At 66.3% G+C, this 16,170-nt stretch carries 18 protein-coding genes; 8 read left to right on the plus strand and 10 right to left on the minus strand.

The features are described from left to right. Position 1: 1 nt before the first annotated feature. Positions 2-586 carry a ribosome maturation factor RimM gene (gene rimM, locus HZS63_RS03365; protein ID WP_180682636.1) on the minus strand — a complete coding sequence of 195 codons (585 nt, stop codon included), beginning with the start codon at positions 584-586 and terminating at the stop codon, positions 2-4. 16 nt (positions 587-602) lie between these two features. Continuing rightward, the gene (rpsP, locus tag HZS63_RS03370) at positions 603-863 is read right to left on the minus strand and encodes a 30S ribosomal protein S16 (RefSeq protein ID WP_180682637.1); all 261 of its coding nucleotides are present in this window, start codon (positions 861-863) and stop codon (positions 603-605) included. 119 nt (positions 864-982) lie between these two features. Between rpsP and HZS63_RS03375 the strand changes: the two genes are divergently transcribed. After that, positions 983-1,543, plus strand: a complete 561-nt coding sequence (locus HZS63_RS03375; protein WP_180682638.1) for a GNAT family N-acetyltransferase — start codon at positions 983-985, stop codon at positions 1,541-1,543. A 2-nt stretch (positions 1,544-1,545) separates the two neighbouring features. Continuing rightward, entirely contained in the window at positions 1,546-2,028 is a 483-nt protein-coding gene (locus HZS63_RS03380; protein ID WP_180682639.1) for a hypothetical protein, read from the plus strand. Positions 2,029-2,043: 15 nt separating this feature from the next. Here HZS63_RS03380 and HZS63_RS03385 read toward each other — a convergent pair whose 3' ends face one another. Both HZS63_RS03385 and msrA read right to left on the minus strand, forming a co-directional pair. Then, positions 2,044-3,006 carry an AEC family transporter gene (locus tag HZS63_RS03385; RefSeq protein ID WP_180682640.1) on the minus strand — a complete coding sequence of 321 codons (963 nt, stop codon included), beginning with the start codon at positions 3,004-3,006 and terminating at the stop codon, positions 2,044-2,046. A gap of 27 nt (positions 3,007-3,033) precedes the next feature. Next, complete coding sequence (msrA, locus tag HZS63_RS03390; RefSeq protein WP_180682641.1) at positions 3,034-3,570, minus strand: peptide-methionine (S)-S-oxide reductase MsrA; 537 nt, start codon at positions 3,568-3,570, stop codon at positions 3,034-3,036. A gap of 84 nt (positions 3,571-3,654) precedes the next feature. Between msrA and HZS63_RS03395 the strand changes: the two genes are divergently transcribed. The 4 genes from HZS63_RS03395 (at position 3,655) to kynA (ending at position 8,075) form a co-directional block, all read left to right on the plus strand. Then, complete coding sequence (locus HZS63_RS03395; RefSeq protein WP_180682642.1) at positions 3,655-5,160, plus strand: potassium/proton antiporter; 1,506 nt, start codon at positions 3,655-3,657, stop codon at positions 5,158-5,160. A gap of 77 nt (positions 5,161-5,237) precedes the next feature. Beyond that, on the plus strand, positions 5,238-5,876 hold the full coding sequence (kynB, locus tag HZS63_RS03400; protein ID WP_180682643.1) for an arylformamidase: 639 nt from the start codon (positions 5,238-5,240) through the stop codon (positions 5,874-5,876). A 4-nt stretch (positions 5,877-5,880) separates the two neighbouring features. Beyond that, positions 5,881-7,164 carry a kynureninase gene (gene kynU / locus HZS63_RS03405; RefSeq protein ID WP_180682644.1) on the plus strand — a complete coding sequence of 428 codons (1,284 nt, stop codon included), beginning with the start codon at positions 5,881-5,883 and terminating at the stop codon, positions 7,162-7,164. Between the two features lie 23 nt (positions 7,165-7,187). Further along, positions 7,188-8,075 (plus strand): tryptophan 2,3-dioxygenase, encoded by an 888-nt coding sequence (gene kynA, locus HZS63_RS03410; protein ID WP_180682645.1) that lies wholly within the window; start codon positions 7,188-7,190, stop codon positions 8,073-8,075. A 14-nt stretch (positions 8,076-8,089) separates the two neighbouring features. On the opposite strand, the gene HZS63_RS03415 is transcribed toward kynA, so the two are convergent. The 6 genes from HZS63_RS03415 to HZS63_RS03440 all read right to left on the minus strand — a co-directional run bounded on the left by HZS63_RS03415 (position 8,090) and on the right by HZS63_RS03440 (position 14,254). Then, positions 8,090-9,007: a ribose-phosphate diphosphokinase gene (locus tag HZS63_RS03415; protein WP_180682646.1), complete on the minus strand. Its 918-nt coding sequence runs from the start codon at positions 9,005-9,007 to the stop codon at positions 8,090-8,092. A gap of 2 nt (positions 9,008-9,009) precedes the next feature. Then, entirely contained in the window at positions 9,010-10,539 is a 1,530-nt protein-coding gene (locus tag HZS63_RS03420) for a thymidine phosphorylase family protein (RefSeq protein WP_180682873.1), read from the minus strand. Between the two features lie 70 nt (positions 10,540-10,609). Continuing rightward, a complete protein-coding gene (locus HZS63_RS03425; RefSeq protein ID WP_246316125.1) occupies positions 10,610-11,629 on the minus strand; it encodes a Bug family tripartite tricarboxylate transporter substrate binding protein in 1,020 nt (339 codons plus the stop codon). A gap of 50 nt (positions 11,630-11,679) precedes the next feature. Beyond that, positions 11,680-12,900 (minus strand): FAD-dependent monooxygenase, encoded by a 1,221-nt coding sequence (locus HZS63_RS03430; RefSeq protein ID WP_180682647.1) that lies wholly within the window; start codon positions 12,898-12,900, stop codon positions 11,680-11,682. A gap of 8 nt (positions 12,901-12,908) precedes the next feature. After that, positions 12,909-13,868 carry a S49 family peptidase gene (locus HZS63_RS03435; RefSeq protein ID WP_180682648.1) on the minus strand — a complete coding sequence of 320 codons (960 nt, stop codon included), beginning with the start codon at positions 13,866-13,868 and terminating at the stop codon, positions 12,909-12,911. A gap of 8 nt (positions 13,869-13,876) precedes the next feature. Continuing rightward, complete coding sequence (locus HZS63_RS03440; RefSeq protein WP_180682649.1) at positions 13,877-14,254, minus strand: Rieske (2Fe-2S) protein; 378 nt, start codon at positions 14,252-14,254, stop codon at positions 13,877-13,879. 56 nt (positions 14,255-14,310) lie between these two features. Here HZS63_RS03440 and HZS63_RS03445 point away from each other — a divergent pair, with 56 nt between their 5' ends. Both HZS63_RS03445 and HZS63_RS03450 read left to right on the plus strand, forming a co-directional pair. Next, positions 14,311-14,916: a Maf family protein gene (locus HZS63_RS03445; RefSeq protein ID WP_180682650.1), complete on the plus strand. Its 606-nt coding sequence runs from the start codon at positions 14,311-14,313 to the stop codon at positions 14,914-14,916. Next, positions 14,913-15,689, plus strand: a complete 777-nt coding sequence (locus HZS63_RS03450; RefSeq protein WP_180682651.1) for an SAM-dependent methyltransferase — start codon at positions 14,913-14,915, stop codon at positions 15,687-15,689. The genes HZS63_RS03445 and HZS63_RS03450 overlap by 4 nt, the downstream gene beginning before the upstream one ends. The last annotated feature ends 481 nt before the right edge of the window (positions 15,690-16,170 follow it).

The raw sequence follows: 16,170 nt of genomic DNA on the forward strand, positions 1-16,170 counted from the left end.
GTCAGTAATCAGGCTGCCAGTCCACGGTGATGCGGCGGGCGACTTTGTCCACCTCATCGACGTAGGCCGAAACGAAGGGGATCAGACGCTCTTGCGGTTTGCCGTCGGCCTGGTATTCGAGCACCAGCACCGAATGGGGGCCGGTGGGCATGAGGTCGCGCACGACACCAAGATCCACGCCTTGCCGATTGACGACGGCAAGGCCCATCAGATCGACCCAATAAAACTCGTCCGGATCGGTGGTTGCTGGAAAATCGGCGCGGGAGATGTAAATCCGGGCCCCCTTGAGCGACTCGGCCGCGTTGCGGTCGGAGATGGCATCGAACTGGGCGACCACGCCCTCGCCATGGAACTTGATCTCGGCGACGGCCACCGACACGGTGCCGGTGAAGGCATCGAAACCCCGGGCGTAGCGCCCTTCAGGAGGAGCCAGATACCACTGGCGGGCATGAAACAGGGCCTCGGGATCGGCGCTGTAGGGGTGCAGACGCACCCAACCCTTGATGCCCCAGGCTTCCTGGACCCGACTCACCTCCACCGCATCCGCAGGCAGAGGCGCGGGGTTCAAGTCGGGCACCAGGGCCATGAACGAACGACTGCGATCAGGCAGAGGCAGGCGCCGACTTGGCGGCCTGCTTGATCAGACGTGCCACGGTGTCGGAGGGGGTGGCACCCACGCCCATCCAGTAGGCCAGGCGGTCCTGCGCGATGCGCAGCGGCTCCTCACCCCCTTTGGCCAGGGGATTGTAGAAACCGATGCGCTCGATGAAGCGGCCGTCGCGGCGGGCACGCTTGTCGGCCACGACGATGTTGTAGAACGGGCGGGCCTTCGCGCCGCCACGGGAGAGTCGAATCACGACCATGATTTATCCTTCGGGTGGTAGGGTATTCCGCAACGCCTGAGACACACGACTGACCACCCGGCCAGCGAAACGTTGCAAACTTCGTATTATAACCCCACCCATTGAACTGGATACCAGCCATGACCCTGATACGCCCGAGCCGTGACGCCGACATCGATGCGATCACCTCGATCTACGCCCACCACGTACTGCATGGCACGGCCACCTTCGAAACCGAACCCCCTGCTGCAGCAGAGATGGCGCAACGCCGCGCCGACGTGCTGGACAAGAGACTGCCCTGGCTGGTGGCGGAAGTGGATGGTCTGGTGCAGGGCTACGCCTACGCCACCTGGTTCCGGCCGCGCTCGGCATTTCGCTACTGCGTGGAGGACTCGATCTACCTCGCACCGGGCGCACAGGGGCGTGGCCTGGGCCGGGCCCTGATGGCCGAACTGATGACGCGCTGCCAGTTGGCCGGGATGCGCAAGATGGTGGCGGTGATTGGCGACTCCGCGAACGCCGGCTCCATCGGCCTGCATCGGGCGCTGGGCTTTACCCTGGTCGGCACCATGGCGGCCTGTGGCTGGAAGTTCGAGCGCTGGCTCGACATCGTGATCATGGAGCGCACCCTGGGGCTGGGCCACAGCACACCGGCACCAACCCATGGTGGAACTTTTTCGACTCCGCCTGCACAGACCTGACCATGACCACGAGCAGCCTGTCCGCCCCCTTGGGCAAGCCCAAGAACAAAACCCTTGCCGCCTGGCTGGCCTTGGTCGGCGGCGCCTTCGGCTGGCATCGCCTGTACCTGCACGGCTGGATGGACGTGTGGGCTTGGGTACACGTCATCGCCACCGCCCTCGGGCTGTGGGGTGTGGACCGGGTATTCGCCTACGGTCAGGACGACAAGCTGTCCTGGCTGCTGCTGCCCCTGCTGGGCTTGAGCATTGCGGCGGCTTGCCTGACCGGCATCATCTATGCCCTGGCCACCCCGGAGCGCTGGAACGCCACACACAACCCGGGCCATGACCCGCAAGCCCCTGCAGGCCACACCAACTGGCTGACCATCGGCGCGCTGGTCTTTGCCCTGATGTTCGGCACCATCGGATTGATCTCCAGCCTGGCGTTCGGTTTTCAGCGCTACTTCGAATACCAAATCGAAGAGGGTCTCAAACTGAGCCAGTGACGCCATGACCCGGCATTACAAGGGCACCAACCACGACATGACCAACATCACGGCGCTGAGGGTGAACAGCGCCAGCACGGTGGATACCCCCATGGCGGCCGTGGTGAGGTCCTGCACCACCCGGTAGCGCTGGGCAAACAGAAACACGTTGGCCCCGGTCGGCAGCCCGGCAGCCACCACCATCACGACGAGCGCCATGCCCGTGATGCCGAACGCCCAGGCGCTCAAACCCACCAGCAGCGGCAGCAGCAGGTTCTTGCTGGCGGCCAGCCACAGCGCCATCCGCCAATGCCCCGCCAGCGGCGTTGCCGCCAGACTGACCCCGACCAGCACCAGGGCCAGCGGGCCGAAGGCGCTGCCCAAGAGCTGCAGGGGCTTGTCCACCACGCCCGGGAGGGTCAGGCCGGTCTGCGCGAACAGCAAGCCGCACACGATGGGCAAAGGAATCGGGTGGATGAGGGAGCCCTTGATGGCCGACCAGGCCGTCTGCCAGACGTGGGGGGCCTCGCCCCCACGGTCACGGGCTTCCCGAGCCGCCGCCAGCTCCAGCACGATGGCCCCTGCCGTGAGCAGGATGAGCGCATGCACCGACACCAGCGTGAGCAGCGTCACCAGGCCCTCTTGACCATAGGCCAGTCCCACCAGCGTGATGCCGATCATCACCATGTTGCTGAAAGTTCCAGCCAGGGCCAGCACCACGCTGCGGCAATTGAAACCCCGCCAGGCGATGCTGCCGGCCAGCAGCACACCGGCCGCCAGGAAATAGGCGGCGATCGGCTTGAGGTCCAGTTCGTCCAGCCGCACGCCGCTCATGGTGCGAAACAGCAGTGCAGGAATCAGCAGCAGGAAAACGAGGTTGGAGAGGTCCTTGACCGCGTCACCACGGATCCACTGCAGGCGGCCGGCCAGGAAACCGATGCCGATGAGCAGGAATACCGGCGTGAGCGACTGAAAAACAGGGTGTTGGGCGAAGTTCACCAGACGAGTGTAGCGAGCACCGGCCTCTCAGCGAACCCACTCGGCAAAAACCTGTCGCAGCTTCTGCACCTTCGGCGCTGCCACCGCCATGCAATAGCCGTGAAAGGGGTGGCGGGCAAAAAACGCCTGATGGTAGTCTTCGGCGCGGTGGTAGTTCGCCAAGGGTTTCACTTCGGTGACGATGGGGGCATCGAACACACCGGCTGCCTGCAACTCCGCGATCAAAGCGTTCGCCACCACGGCCTGCTCTGGATGCGTCCAGTAGATGCCGCTGCGGTACTGCGTGCCCACGTCCGCCCCTTGTCGGTTGAGCGTGGTGGGGTCATGCACGGCGAAGAAGATTTGCAGGATCTGGCGCAAACCGATCACCGCCGGATCAAACACCACGCGGACCACCTCGGCATGACCGGTGGTGCCGCTGCACACCTCCTCATAGGTCGGGTTGGGGGTGTGGCCATTGCTGTAGCCGGACTCCACATCCTGCACGCCGCGCACCTGATCGAACACCGCCTCCGTGCACCAGAAGCAACCACCACCCAATACCACCGTTTCCAAGTTTTCCATGTTCTGCTCCTGCCCGCAAACAGGCCCGGTCACCACAGCCGCAGCCGCTGGCAGCGGCGCAATTTCTGCTAGGGTAGTGCACTTATGTTGCTTTCGCTGGACTTCCTCGCCATTCCCCTGCTGGTGGCAGCGGGACTGGTTTTCGTCAGCCTGCTGGCGGGTATGTTTTCCACCCGGCTCGGGTTTTCCTTCCTGCTCGTGTTCCTGGTCGCCGGCATGCTGCTGGGAGAGGACGGGCCGGGTGGCGTGGCATTTGCAGACCACATGCTGGCTTTTTGGGTCGGCAACGTAGCGCTGGCCGTCATTTTGCTCGACGGCGGACTGCGCACACACCACAGCACGTTTCGCACCGGCCTGAAGCCCGCCTTGTGGCTGGCCACCCTGGGGGTGCTGGTGAGTGCTCTCATCACCGGTATCGCAGCGCATTGGCTGCTCGGCTTCAGTTGGCCCCTGGCCCTGCTGCTGGGGGCCATCGTCGGTTCCACCGACGCGGCGGCGGTGTTTTCGCTGCTCAAATCGTCGGGTGTGCGATTGAACGAACGTGTGGCCGCCACCCTGGAAATCGAGTCTGGCCTGAACGACCCGATGGCCGTTTACCTGACCCTGGCGCTCATCGGTTGGGTACTGAATGCCTCGCAGGGGTTGATGCAGGATGTTGCCTGGTGGGCTCCGCTGTGGAGCCTCGCTCTGCAGTTCGGCTGGGGCGCCGCGATAGGCATTGGCACCGGATGGGGCTTTGGACTGCTGCTGCGGCGCCTTACCTTGTGGGCGCGCCCCAGCGGTGGCGTGCGGGCGCTGCTGCTGACCTCTGCCGGCTTGAGCGTATTTGCTTTCACCACCTGGATGGGAGGCTCCGGCTTCCTGGCCATCTACGTCTTCGGTGTCTTCGTGGCCAACCGTGCGCCGCAGAGTGTGACACCCGCCCTGTCGGCCATGGACGGCTTTGCCTGGCTGTCGCAGGCCGCCATGTTCCTGATGCTGGGCCTGCTCGTCACGCCGACTGAAGCGCTGCGCACCTTCTGGCCCGCGTTGGGCGTGGCGGCCGTGCTCATGCTGGTGGCGCGCCCCCTGTCGGTATGGCTGTGCTTGAAGCCGATGCGCTTCGACGCCCGGGAAATGGCCTTCATCTCCTGGGTGGGCCTGCGGGGAGCGGTGCCGATCGTGCTGGCGGTATTCCCGGTCATGGCTGGCATCGAAGGCGCCAAGGCCTACGCCAACGTGGCGTTGATCGTGGTGCTGGCCTCCCTCGTGCTGCAGGGTTCGACCATTCCCTGGAGTGCCCGGCGCGCCGGTGTGGCCCTGCCCGATGCCAGCGACACCGCCCGTGCCCGAGAGGTGTTCGGCGACTTTGAAGTGCCTGGCAACACGCGCATCGCCGATCTGTGCGGTTTCTACGGTTGGCCGACCCCCGAGCCCGAACACCAAAGTGTGGCGCAATGGCTGACCCAGGCCCTGGAGCGCCCACCTGTGGAAGGCGACCATGCCACCCTGGGCCAGGCCGAGCTCAGTGTACGGGCCATGCGCGAGGGGGAAATTGTGCGTGTCGGCATCCGGCTCATCGAGTCCGCCGCAGACGGTGCAGGCAATTGATTCACACCTGAACCATTTGCACAGCCTGTTGCAAATAACCGACACCATGCCCCGCCACCCGATGCTACCTTCCGGGCATGCCTGCACTGATCGACATTTCCCCCCCCGTCGGCCCGGGTACGCCGGTTTTCCCGGGCGACACAGCCTACGAGCAAGCCTGGGTCGCTCGCATCGGCCCTGGCTGCCCGGTCAACGTCAGTGCGATCACGACCACCCCGCATGCGGGGGCTCATGCCGACGCGCCGCTGCACTATGACCCCAGCGGGGCAGCCATCGGTGCCGTGACGCTGGAGCCCTATCTCGGGCCATGCCGCGTGATCCATGCCATCGGTGCCAGACCGCTGGTGCAATGGGAACATGTGTGCCATGCCCTGCCCGATGGGGCACCCACGCCACCGCGCCTGCTGGTGCGTACCTACGCCCACATGCCCGCCGATCGCTGGGACCCGGACCTCACGGCTTTCGCCCCTGAGCTGCTGGAACGTCTGGCAGACCTGGGCGTGAAGCTGGTCGGCATCGACAGTGCGAGCATCGACCCGGCCGACAGCAAGACGCTGGACAGCCACCAGGTGATCCGCCGACGTGACATGCGGGTGCTGGAAAACCTGTGTCTGGACGCCGTGCCCGAAGGCGACTACGAACTCATCGCCCTGCCCCTCAAACTCATGACCGCAGACGCCAGCCCCGTGCGGGCCGTGCTGCGCACCCTGGACTGAACCCATGACCACCCTGACCGACTGCCAGAAGCTCGACGCCCAAGACCCCTTGTCGCCGCTGCGCGAGTTGTTCCGCATTCCCGAGGGCGTGATCTATCTCGACGGCAACTCGCTCGGCGTCATGCCCCAGGCCACACCGGCACGCGTGCAAACGGTGGTCGAGCAGGAATGGGGCGTGGGGCTGATCCGCAGCTGGAACACCGCCGGCTGGTTCGAATGGCCGCAGCGCATCGGCGACAAGATCGGCCGCCTCATCGGTGCCGATCCGGGCCAGACCGTGGCCACCGACAGCACCTCCATCAACCTGTTCAAGGTGCTGAGCCTGGCCATGGCCTTGCAGCAACGCCGATCCCCCGGGCGCCGTACCGTGATCAGCGAGCGCAGCAACTTTCCCACCGACCTGTACATCGCCGAAGCCCTGTGCCGGCAACACGGCTGGACGCTGCAACTGATCGATGCGCAGGATCTACCGGCCTGCCTGAACGCCAACACCGGCGTGCTCCTGCTCACCCATGTGAACTACCGCACCGGTGCCATGCACGACATGGCCGCCCTCACCGCTGCCGCACACGCCGTCGGCGCCCTGACCGTGTGGGACCTGGCCCACAGCGCCGGGGCCGTGCCGGTGGACCTGAACGGTGCGGACGCGGATTTCGCCGTCGGCTGCGGCTACAAATACCTCAACGGGGGACCGGGTGCCCCCGCCTTTGTCTGGCTGAATCCACGCCATGCCGCCGCGTTGGACGCCGACCTCTGGCAACCCCTGGCAGGTTGGTGGGGCCATGCCGCGCCGTTTGCCTTCATGCCGGATTACCAGCCAGCCCCCGGCGTCACCCGCTTCCTGTGCGGCACCCAGCCCATCATCAGTTTGGCGGCGCTCGAGTGCGGGGTAGACACCGTGCTGGCCGCAGAGCCCCTGGGCGGCATGGCGGCGCTGCGGGCCAAATCCCTCTCGCTGACCGACCTGTTCATCGACCTGGTGGAGACGCGCTGCGCCGGCCACGGCCTGGAAATGGTGACACCCCGGACCCATGCCCAGCGCGGCTCACAGGTCTGCCTCAGCCGGCAGGAGGGGGCCTACGCCATCGTGCAGGCGCTGATCGCGCGCGGGGTGATCGGTGACTTCCGCGCGGGCGATGCCGAACAACCCGACATCCTGCGTTTCGGCTTCACGCCGCTGTACCTGAGCCATGCCGACGTCTGGCATGCCGTGGAGCACCTGCGCCAGGTGCTGGAAAGCGGCGAATGGCAGCGACCCGAGTTTCACCGCCAACACGCAGTGACCTGACACCCAACCCGAGAGAAACTTCCATGTGCCCCCACGACCAGCCCCAGCACAGCGGTTGCCCGATGCATGCCACGGGTGCCACAGAAGCCATCGTCCACGAGGAAAAGGCCCAGCTCGATTTCAGCCGCGCCATGAGCTACGGCGACTATCTGCAGCTCGACGCGATCCTGAACGCGCAAAAACCGCTGTCGCCCGACCACAACGAGATGCTGTTCATCATCCAGCATCAGACCAGCGAACTCTGGATGAAGCTCATGCTGCACGAGCTGCGCGCCGCCGTGAACTGCGTGGCCAACGATCAGCTACCGGCGGCGTTCAAAATGCTGGCCCGGGTCAGTCGCATCATGGAGCAGTTGGTGCACGCCTGGGACGTGCTGGCCACCATGACGCCACCGGAATACAGCGCGATCCGGCCGTACCTGGCGCAATCGAGCGGTTTCCAAAGCTACCAGTACCGCTGCATCGAGTTTGCTTTGGGCAACAAGAACGCCGCCATGCTCAAACCCCACGCCCACCGGCCGGACCTGCTGGCCATGGTGCAGGCCGCTTATGAAGCCCCGTCGCTGTACGACGAGTCGCTGCGCCTGTTGGCGCGCCGGGGCCTGTCGGTGCCGGCCAGCCATGTCGAGCGCGACTGGACCCAGCCCTACGAGGCGAGCGACGCCGTGGAGGCCGCGTGGCTTCAGGTTTACCGCCAACCCGAGCAACACTGGGACCTGTATCAGCTCGGCGAGGAGCTCACCGACCTGGAAGATGCCTTCCGCCTCTGGCGCTTCCGGCATCTGACCACGGTGGAGCGGGTGATCGGCTTCAAGCGCGGCACCGGGGGCACCAGCGGTGTGGGCTACCTGCGCAAGATGCTGGACGTGGTGCTGTTCCCCGAAATCTGGAAACTGCGCACCGACCTCTGACGCCCGGTGCCGGTTCAGGCCGGCGGTATCATGGGAACGGGCGAAACCGCCAGCACGCCTTGTACGGCGGCAGCCAAGGCGTCCGACATGGACACCACGTTGGAGGGATGCGGGATGCAATCGGTGCTCCAGACCGCCCCCACGCCGGCCGCTTGCAAGACCTCCAGGGCATCACCGGCAAACAGCGCGTGCGTAACGGCCACGTCCACCGAGGCTGCGCCGGCTTGCCGCAACAGCCGCGTGGCTTGCGCCACGGTATGGCCCGTGCTGGCCATGTCGTCGAGGATCACCACCTGGCGCCCCGCCCAGGCCCGGTCGGGCAACTCGATGCGCACCGAACGGTCCCCATCCCGGACCTTGCGGCAGACCGCGCTGTCGTTGCCGTGCCGCCGGGCAGCCTGCGCCACCCATTGCGCGGACTCCTCATCCGGCCCCAGCAGCAGGGCTCCCGGACGCTGCTGGGCAATCCAGTCAGCCAACGCCGGGGCGCCACTGAGCACCACCGGCTGGGCCACCGGCACCGCTTCGGCCAACGTGGCCACCCGGTGCAGGTGTGGATCGACCGTGATCACGGCATCGAAGAGGTCGGCCAGAAACCCGCCGACGATGCGCTGACTCACCACTTCGCCAGGGCGAAATGCCATGTCCTGCCGCATGTAGCCCAAATAGGGGGACACGAGGCAGAGGTGCGCCACCCCCGCCTGACGGGCCGCCCGGGCCACCAGCAGCAGTTCGACGAGCTTTTCATTGGGCTGGTGCAACCCCCGGTACACGACCACCTGCTCGGGCAGAACCTCGGGCAACCGAAGCTTGAGCTCGCCGTCGGGAAAGCGGTGCCGCTCCACGGTCGTCAGCGCCCAGCGCCCGGCAGCGGCGAGCCGCCGCGCAGCAGCGCACTCGTCTTCGAAACACAGCAACAAGGGATCGGTCATGCTCAGAATTCCACGAACACGCCGGGCACCTCCTCAGGCGGCCCTACGCGATAGGCGCTGTCACGCTGGATGGCCTGTCTGGCAAAGGCCAGGTCGGACTGATAAGCCGCATGGACCCGGTACAGCACCTCACCGGCCGCCACCGCATCGCCCAACTTGCGCATCAGGTCCACCCCGGCCCCTTTGACCTTGGGCGCACCGGCCAGTTGGGCGATGCGGGCGATCTGCAGGTTGTCGATGCCAGTGACCACCCCGTCGCGCTCGGCCACCACCTCGAAGGTCAGCGAACCCAGGGTCGGGCGCTCGGGATCGAATGCCACCCCGCCTTGGGCCGCGATGATCGCCTGCATCTTTTCCAAGGCCCGCCCGGAGTCGAGGATGTCACGCGCGATGGCATAGCCATCGCCGCCGCGGATGTCCGGGTCGCACTCCAGCAACCGCCCCGCCAGACGCAGGGATTTCTGGCGCAGATCCTGCGGTGCCATCGGGTGGTTCTGCAGCACCCGCATCACATCGCGGGCTTCCAGGGCCGGGCCCACGCCCTGCCCGATCGGCTGACGACCGTCGGTGATCACGACGTCCAGGGACAGCCCAAGCCGGTGCGCCACGTACTCGAACAAGCGGCGCAACTTCTGGGCCTCCGGCATGGAGCGAACCTTGGCCGTGGGACCGATCGGGATGTCCAGCACCAAATGGCTGGAACCGGCGGCCATCTTCTTGCTCAGGATCGACGCCACCATCTGACCCGGCGAATCGAGCGACAAGGGCCGCTCGACCGCAATCAGCACGTCATCGGCTGGAGAGAGTTTGGCCGTGCCGCCCCAGGCCAGGCAGGCCCGGTGCTCGCGCACGATTTCGCTGAGACGGTCGAACGGCAGCTCCACATGGGCCAGCACTTCCATGGTGTCGGCCGTGCCTGCCGGCGAAGTGATGGCCCGGGAGGATGTTTTCGGGCATACCAGCCCGTGCGCCGCCACGATGGGCACCACCAACATGGAGGTGCGGTTGCCGGGTATGCCACCGATGCAATGCTTGTCCACCACCAGACGCTCGTGCCAGTCCAACCGGCGACCGCTGGCGATCATCGCTTCCGTGAGGAAGTACACCTCTTCGCGGTCCAGCTCCCCACGGTGGGTGGCCACCACGAAGGCCGAAAGCTCGATCTTGGAGTAGCGGTGCTCGGCAATGTCGCGCACGATGGCGTGAAAATCCTCTCGCGTCAGGCGCTCGCCGTGGATCTTGCGATGCAACGCGGCGATGGAAGCCGGGGGTTCGGCCTGCGAAATGAAAGCGGGATGCCCCGGCTCCACGCCCATCTGGGCAAAAGCATCTTCGGACAACCCGAGCTCGTCACACTGCACGATGCGCGGATCGGAGGTGACGTTGAGCGTGGCCAGGATGCGGCGGCCATTGGCACGGACTTCGACCTTGGACAAGGCCTGAAACCCTTCGGCACGGTACACCGCGCAATCCCGGTGCAGATAGGCCACGTTCTCGCGGTAGGTGTCGATCGCGACGCGGCGCAGCCGCAACCCACCGTCACCCGCATCAACCTCGGGTGTGCTCACTGGATCGTTGGTCAAAGGATTCACCACGCGCTCCTCACTGTGGACGGATGTTGTGGCGTTCGATCACGTCACGCATACGGGCAGTGTCCACCCGGACCCGGTTGGCCAACCCCTCGGCAGAGGTGCCGGCCACCTGCCAGCCCAGGGCGAAGATTTTGTCGCGGATCTCGGGGCGACGCACGATCTCGGCCAAGGCTGCCGACACGCGCTGGATATGTTTCGGGTTCATGCGGGCCGGGGCAGCCACCGCATTCCAGATTTCCATCTGGAAACCCGACAGACCCAGTTCCGCCAGACTGGCCACCTGAGGCACCAGGGCGCTGCGCCCCGCCGAAGTGAGACCGACGGCCTTGAGCTTGCCGGCCTGTACCTGGGGCATGGCCAGACCGGGAGGCAGCAGCGCGACCTGCACATCGCCCTGCATCATGGCGTTGATCACCTGCGGGTTACCAGGATACGGCACATGCACCGCCTGCCAGCCCGCCGCACCCTTGAACATTTCCATGCCGATGTGGGCCACGGTACCGACCCCGGGCGAGCCATAGTTCCAGCGCGCGCCAGCGGCACGGCCTGCGGCCAGGATGGCCGCGGCATCACCGGGCACCTGGGCACCGGCAGTCAGCACCAGGGGGGAAGTGGCCAGCAGGGAGACCGGCGCCAGGTCGGTCAACGGATCGTAGGGGGTGGCGGGATTGAGGATCTTGGCGATGGTCATGTTGCCGTTGATCAGCAGGCCCAAGGTGTGGCCATCGTCGGCACGGGCCACCGCGTCGGCCGCCACGTTGCCGCCGGCACCCGGACGGTTTTCCACCACCACCGGCTGACCCAGCGCCTGGGCCAGCGGCTCGGCGATGGTGCGCGCCATCAAGTCGGGCGAAGAACCGGGAGGAAAGCCCACCAGCAGGCGAACGGGGCGGCTCGGCCATGCGGTCTGGGCCCAGACCAGACCATGCGCCCAACCCAGACTGCTCAGCCCCAGACTGGCGGCCACCGCCTGCACGAGCCGACGTCGGCCGCGCTGTAGGGGTGGGTCCATGGAATGTTGTGGTGTCATGCGGGTATCGTATCCTGTGTAACGCAGACTGCTCCCTCAACCATAACCGATCAAGCGGGGGCCGCAGGCCCTGCGTACAGCCGGGGAACATCCAGCAGCCGTTCGCCCAGGCAGGCCATGGCGGTGTCGCGCCCCCAGCGCAGCCACCCATCGGCGTGAAAAATCGTCCCGTTGCGCTGGGATCGGGCCTGCACCCAGGCACAGCGCCGCCAGCGGTGCCCGGCCCAGTGCTGCAACACGGAGGACCAACGAATGGGCGGGGTCGGAACTGCCGTGAGCAACCGGCCCAGCGTCCAGGCGTCCTCCAGAGCCATGGCCGCTCCCTGGGCCAGATAGGGCCGCATGGGGTGAGCCGCATCGCCCAGCAGCGCCACCGGGCCCTGCGCCATGGCCTCGGGCCCTGACACGGGTGGGCGCCCGAACAGCGGCCACAGGCGCCAGCCTGAAACGGCCTCCAGCACCCGTTGCAGGTCTGGCGCCACCACCCCGGCGGCCCGATGCAAGCCCTCCACACTGGCCTGATGATCCCACCCCGCCGGCTCGCTGGGCAGCTCACCGTGGACCACCACGACCACATTGAGCCATTCGCCACGCCGCACTGGGTAGTGGACCGCATGCATGCGCGGGCCCAGCCAGGCACACACAGCCGAGGACACCCCGCCGACAGCCACATCGGCCATGCGGACCATGCCCCGATACGCCAGATGTCCACTGAACCGGGCCGGCTCGTCCCTCCACACCCGCTCACGGACCCGGCTCCAGAGCCCGTCGCAACCGAGCAGGACCCGAGCCTGCCAGCACGTGCTTTCGGCAGTGGAGGCGCTCACCCCCTCTGGCTCCACCTGAACCGTTTCGATGCACTGCCTCAGATGACACGACACCCCGCCCGAAGCGTTCACAGCGTCCAGCAGCAGCCGGTGCAGATCGGCTCGGTGGATGGTGGCGTAAGGCGCGCCGTAGCGATCCACGGCCCGCTCACCGAGCCGCAACGCTCCCAGCGCACGACCCGAGCGGGCGTCGCGCACACGCAAGTCAGAGGGAAAGGCGGCCACCGACCGCAACGCCGCTTCCAGCCCCCAGTCGCGCAACACGCGCACCGCATTGGGCCCCAGCTGGATGCCGGCTCCCACTTCGGAAAAGGCATCGGCCTGTTCCACCAGATCCAGTCGCATCTCAGGGCGCGCCTGACGAACCGCCAGCGCCGCAGCCAGGCCCGCCATGCCGCCGCCCACGACCAGCACATCGGTCTGGGCCGAAGCGGTTTCGGACATCGTCACGCTCAACGCAACACCCAGCCCCAATCCCGCAAGGTATGCAGGGCGCTTTCCCCCACGCCAGCCCCGAAACGGCGCGCCAGCCGCTGCGCCACGTTCTCGCGCTGCGTATAGTCGATGATCTCCTCGGCCTGAATCACGTCCCGGGCCACCTGTTCCAGGCTGGCCAGCTCGTCGGCCAGGCCGAGCGCCACCGCACGTTGACCGCTCCAGACCAGACCACTGAAGATTTCGGGCGTCTCCACGAGGCGTTCGCCACGCCCACGCCGGACCACTTCGATGAACTGCTGGTGGATGTCGTCGAGCATTTCCTGCACGTGCCGCATCTGCGCCTCGGACTGCGGGCTGAACGGGTCCATGAATCCCTTGTTCTCCCCTGCGGTCATGAGCCGCCGCTCGACACCGAGCTTGTCCATCAGCCCGGTGAAACCGAAACCGTTCATCATCACCCCGATGCTGCCAACGATGCTGGCCTTGTCCACATAGATGTTGTCGGCCGCCGAGGCGATGTAGTACGCCGCCGAGGCACAGGTTTCCTCGACCACGGCATGAATGGGTTTGCCGTGCAGCGCCTTGAGCCGGTGGATTTCGTCAGCGATGATCCCCGCCTGCACGGGGCTGCCCCCGGGAGAGTTGATCAGCAACACCACACCCTGGGCACCGGGATCCTCGAAAGCCGAGCGCAACGAGGCGACGATGCTCTGGGCGCTCGCCTCGGCATCGGCCGCGATGGCCCCCCGCACCTCGATCAAAGCCGTGTGCGGCTTGCTCACACTGCTTGAAAGCGACAAGTCGCGCTGAATCAGCCACACCAGCGTTGCCAGCAGCCCGATCCACAGCAACCGAAAAAAGATTTTCCAGCGCCGGGCGGCGCGCTGCTCCGCCACCGTGGCGAGAACGAGCTTTTCGAGCGTCTGCCGCTCCCAGCCGACGGAGGATGATTCAGAAGAGTGGGGATCTTGCATGTTTGAACTCAGAAGGACACCGGTTGAAGGTTGTATTGTGACCGCCAAAACACCACCCCTTCGTGCTCCAGCACCTCGATCTTCACCAGGGGTCCGCGCCCTGGCCCACCGACGCAGGCACCGGTATCGGGCCGAAACAGCGCACCGTGCGAAGCACAGACCAGCCAATGCCCGGTGAGATCGAAGACATGGTTGGGGCGCCAGTCCAGCTCCATCGCCACATGGCTACAGCGGTTGAGATAGGCATAGACCACTCCCTGATAGCGGATGGCGAACGCCCGGCACGTCTGGCCCCCATAGACCACGTCGAACGGACAGGCCAGTCCACCATCGACAAGATCGCGGCTGTTGCACAGGGCGTGGAGGTCGGGTTGCGGCGGCGTCATCGCCCTCTACGGTATCGCAAAACCGCCGGCCAGCGAAATATCCCGACAATACCGGCATGAACCACCCTTCCCCTGCCAAGATGGTCCGCCCCCTGGTGCTGGGCTCGACCTCGCGCTACCGGCGTGAACTGCTGCAACGCCTGCACCTGCCGTTCGATGTCGTCTCGTCCGATGTGGACGAAACCCCCCTGCCCGGGGAATCCCCTGCCGCGCTGGCGCAGCGCCTGGCGCTGGCCAAGGCCCGCGCCGTGGCGGCCCTGCGACCGGACGCCGTGGTGATTGGCAGCGACCAGGTGGCCGATCTGGCCGGCGAACCACTGGGCAAGCCCGGCAACCACGAGCGCGCTGTGCATCAATTGCGCCGCATGAGCGGCCAGACCGTGGTGTTCCAGACCGCCGTGGCCGTGGTGTGTGCGGCCACCGGCTTCGAACGGTGCGAACTCGCCGAAGTGCGCGTGGTGTTTCGCACCCTCTCGGACGCCGAAATCGAGCGCTACCTGCGCACCGAGCAACCCTATGACTGTGCTGGCAGCGCCAAGAGCGAAGGCCTGGGCATTGCGCTGCTCGATCGCATCGACAACGACGACCCGACCGCGCTGGTCGGTCTGCCGCTGATCCGCACCGCCAGGCTGCTGCGCGAAGCCGGACTGGTGCTGCCATGAACCCACTCACCCGCCCGGGCACGCTGTACCTCGTGCCCACGCCGCTGGATTTCGGTTGCGAAGCCGCGCCCGATCTGTCGCATGCGCTGCCCGAGGCGACCATCGCCATGGCCGCACGCCTCTCCCACTGGATCACGGAAAACGCCAAGAGCACGCGCGCCTTTCTGAAACGGATCGATGCCACGCACCCGCTCGCCGCGCCCTTGCAGGCGCAACAGATCACCGAGCTGCCGCGCCAGGTGCACAAAAAGGGCGATCACGACCCGACCAGCGCCTTCGATGCCCGCCCGCTGCTGGCCGCCGCCGTGGCGGGTGAGGACATGGGGCTGGTCAGCGAAGCCGGTATGCCCGCCATCGCCGACCCTGGCGCTTCCGTGGTGCGCGCGGCGCACGCCTTGGGGCTGCCGGTGTTGCCACTGGTGGGGCCGGTGTCGCTGATGCTGGCGCTGGCGGCCAGTGGGTTGAATGGCCAGCACTTTGCCTTTGTGGGCTATTTGCCCCAGGAAGCGACTGCAAGGGCCCAGCGGGTGCGGGAACTGGAAGCCCTGGCGCACAGGACCGGGCAGACGCAGCTGTTCATCGAGACGCCTTACCGCAACGAAGCCTTGTTGCAAGGGCTGTTGACCACGCTGAAGCCGACCACGCGGCTGGCGCTGTGCTGCGGGGTCACGCTGCCTGAACAGGCGGTGTTCAGTGGCACGGTGGCGGACTGGAAAAAGCGCAAACCGACATTGCCGTTGGCGTTGCCGGCGGTGTTTTTGGTGGGGCGGTGAGAGAGGGTTTGGGTTGCTGACAGGCTGAGACAGGTTTTTGGGTGGTAGTGCCTTTGGGTGGTCGAGTCGGGGGTGAGCCCATGGCCTCATACCGTCCGCTGCGCGGCCACAAAGCGGCCACAGGCTGCCCCCCGCCTCGCCTCGCGGCATCGCTTCGCGCCCCGAAGAACTCCCCCTCGTTGATCGGGGTACAGGCTCACCTTGGGATTCGCCAATGAAACACTTCGCACACTAAGGTCTGGGTGGGGCGCAGCCTGCCGGCCTCATACCGTCCGCTGCGCGGCCACAAATCGGCCACAGGCTCACCCCCGACTCGCCTCGCGGCATCGTTTCGCGCCCAGAAGAACTCCCCCTCGTTGAACGGGGTACAGGCTCACCTTGGGATTTGCCAATGAAACACTTCGCACACTAAGGTCTGGGTGGGGCGGAGCCTGTTGGCCGATTTGTGGCCGCGCAGCGGACGGTATGAGGCCGGCAGGCT

The sequence above is a fragment of the Tepidicella baoligensis genome (assembly GCF_013432195.1).
Lineage (GTDB): Bacteria > Pseudomonadota > Gammaproteobacteria > Burkholderiales > Burkholderiaceae_C > Tepidicella > Tepidicella baoligensis.

Coding starts and splice junctions, on each gene's coding strand:
- msrA (WP_180682641.1), bottom strand. CDS start 3,570: ATGGAAAACTTGGAAACGGTGGTATTGGGTGGTGGTTGCTTCTGGTGC.
- HZS63_RS03415 (WP_180682646.1), bottom strand. CDS start 9,007: ATGACCGATCCCTTGTTGCTGTGTTTCGAAGACGAGTGCGCTGCTGCG.
- HZS63_RS03380 (WP_180682639.1), top strand. CDS start 1,546: ATGACCACGAGCAGCCTGTCCGCCCCCTTGGGCAAGCCCAAGAACAAA.
- kynU (WP_180682644.1), top strand. CDS start 5,881: ATGACCACCCTGACCGACTGCCAGAAGCTCGACGCCCAAGACCCCTTG.
- HZS63_RS03425 (WP_246316125.1), bottom strand. CDS start 11,629: ATGACACCACAACATTCCATGGACCCACCCCTACAGCGCGGCCGACGT.
- HZS63_RS03440 (WP_180682649.1), bottom strand. CDS start 14,254: ATGACGCCGCCGCAACCCGACCTCCACGCCCTGTGCAACAGCCGCGAT.
- HZS63_RS03430 (WP_180682647.1), bottom strand. CDS start 12,900: ATGTCCGAAACCGCTTCGGCCCAGACCGATGTGCTGGTCGTGGGCGGC.
- rimM (WP_180682636.1), bottom strand. CDS start 586: ATGGCCCTGGTGCCCGACTTGAACCCCGCGCCTCTGCCTGCGGATGCG.
- kynB (WP_180682643.1), top strand. CDS start 5,238: ATGCCTGCACTGATCGACATTTCCCCCCCCGTCGGCCCGGGTACGCCG.
- HZS63_RS03450 (WP_180682651.1), top strand. CDS start 14,913: ATGAACCCACTCACCCGCCCGGGCACGCTGTACCTCGTGCCCACGCCG.
- HZS63_RS03395 (WP_180682642.1), top strand. CDS start 3,655: ATGTTGCTTTCGCTGGACTTCCTCGCCATTCCCCTGCTGGTGGCAGCG.
- kynA (WP_180682645.1), top strand. CDS start 7,188: ATGTGCCCCCACGACCAGCCCCAGCACAGCGGTTGCCCGATGCATGCC.
- HZS63_RS03445 (WP_180682650.1), top strand. CDS start 14,311: ATGAACCACCCTTCCCCTGCCAAGATGGTCCGCCCCCTGGTGCTGGGC.
- HZS63_RS03435 (WP_180682648.1), bottom strand. CDS start 13,868: ATGCAAGATCCCCACTCTTCTGAATCATCCTCCGTCGGCTGGGAGCGG.
- HZS63_RS03375 (WP_180682638.1), top strand. CDS start 983: ATGACCCTGATACGCCCGAGCCGTGACGCCGACATCGATGCGATCACC.
- rpsP (WP_180682637.1), bottom strand. CDS start 863: ATGGTCGTGATTCGACTCTCCCGTGGCGGCGCGAAGGCCCGCCCGTTC.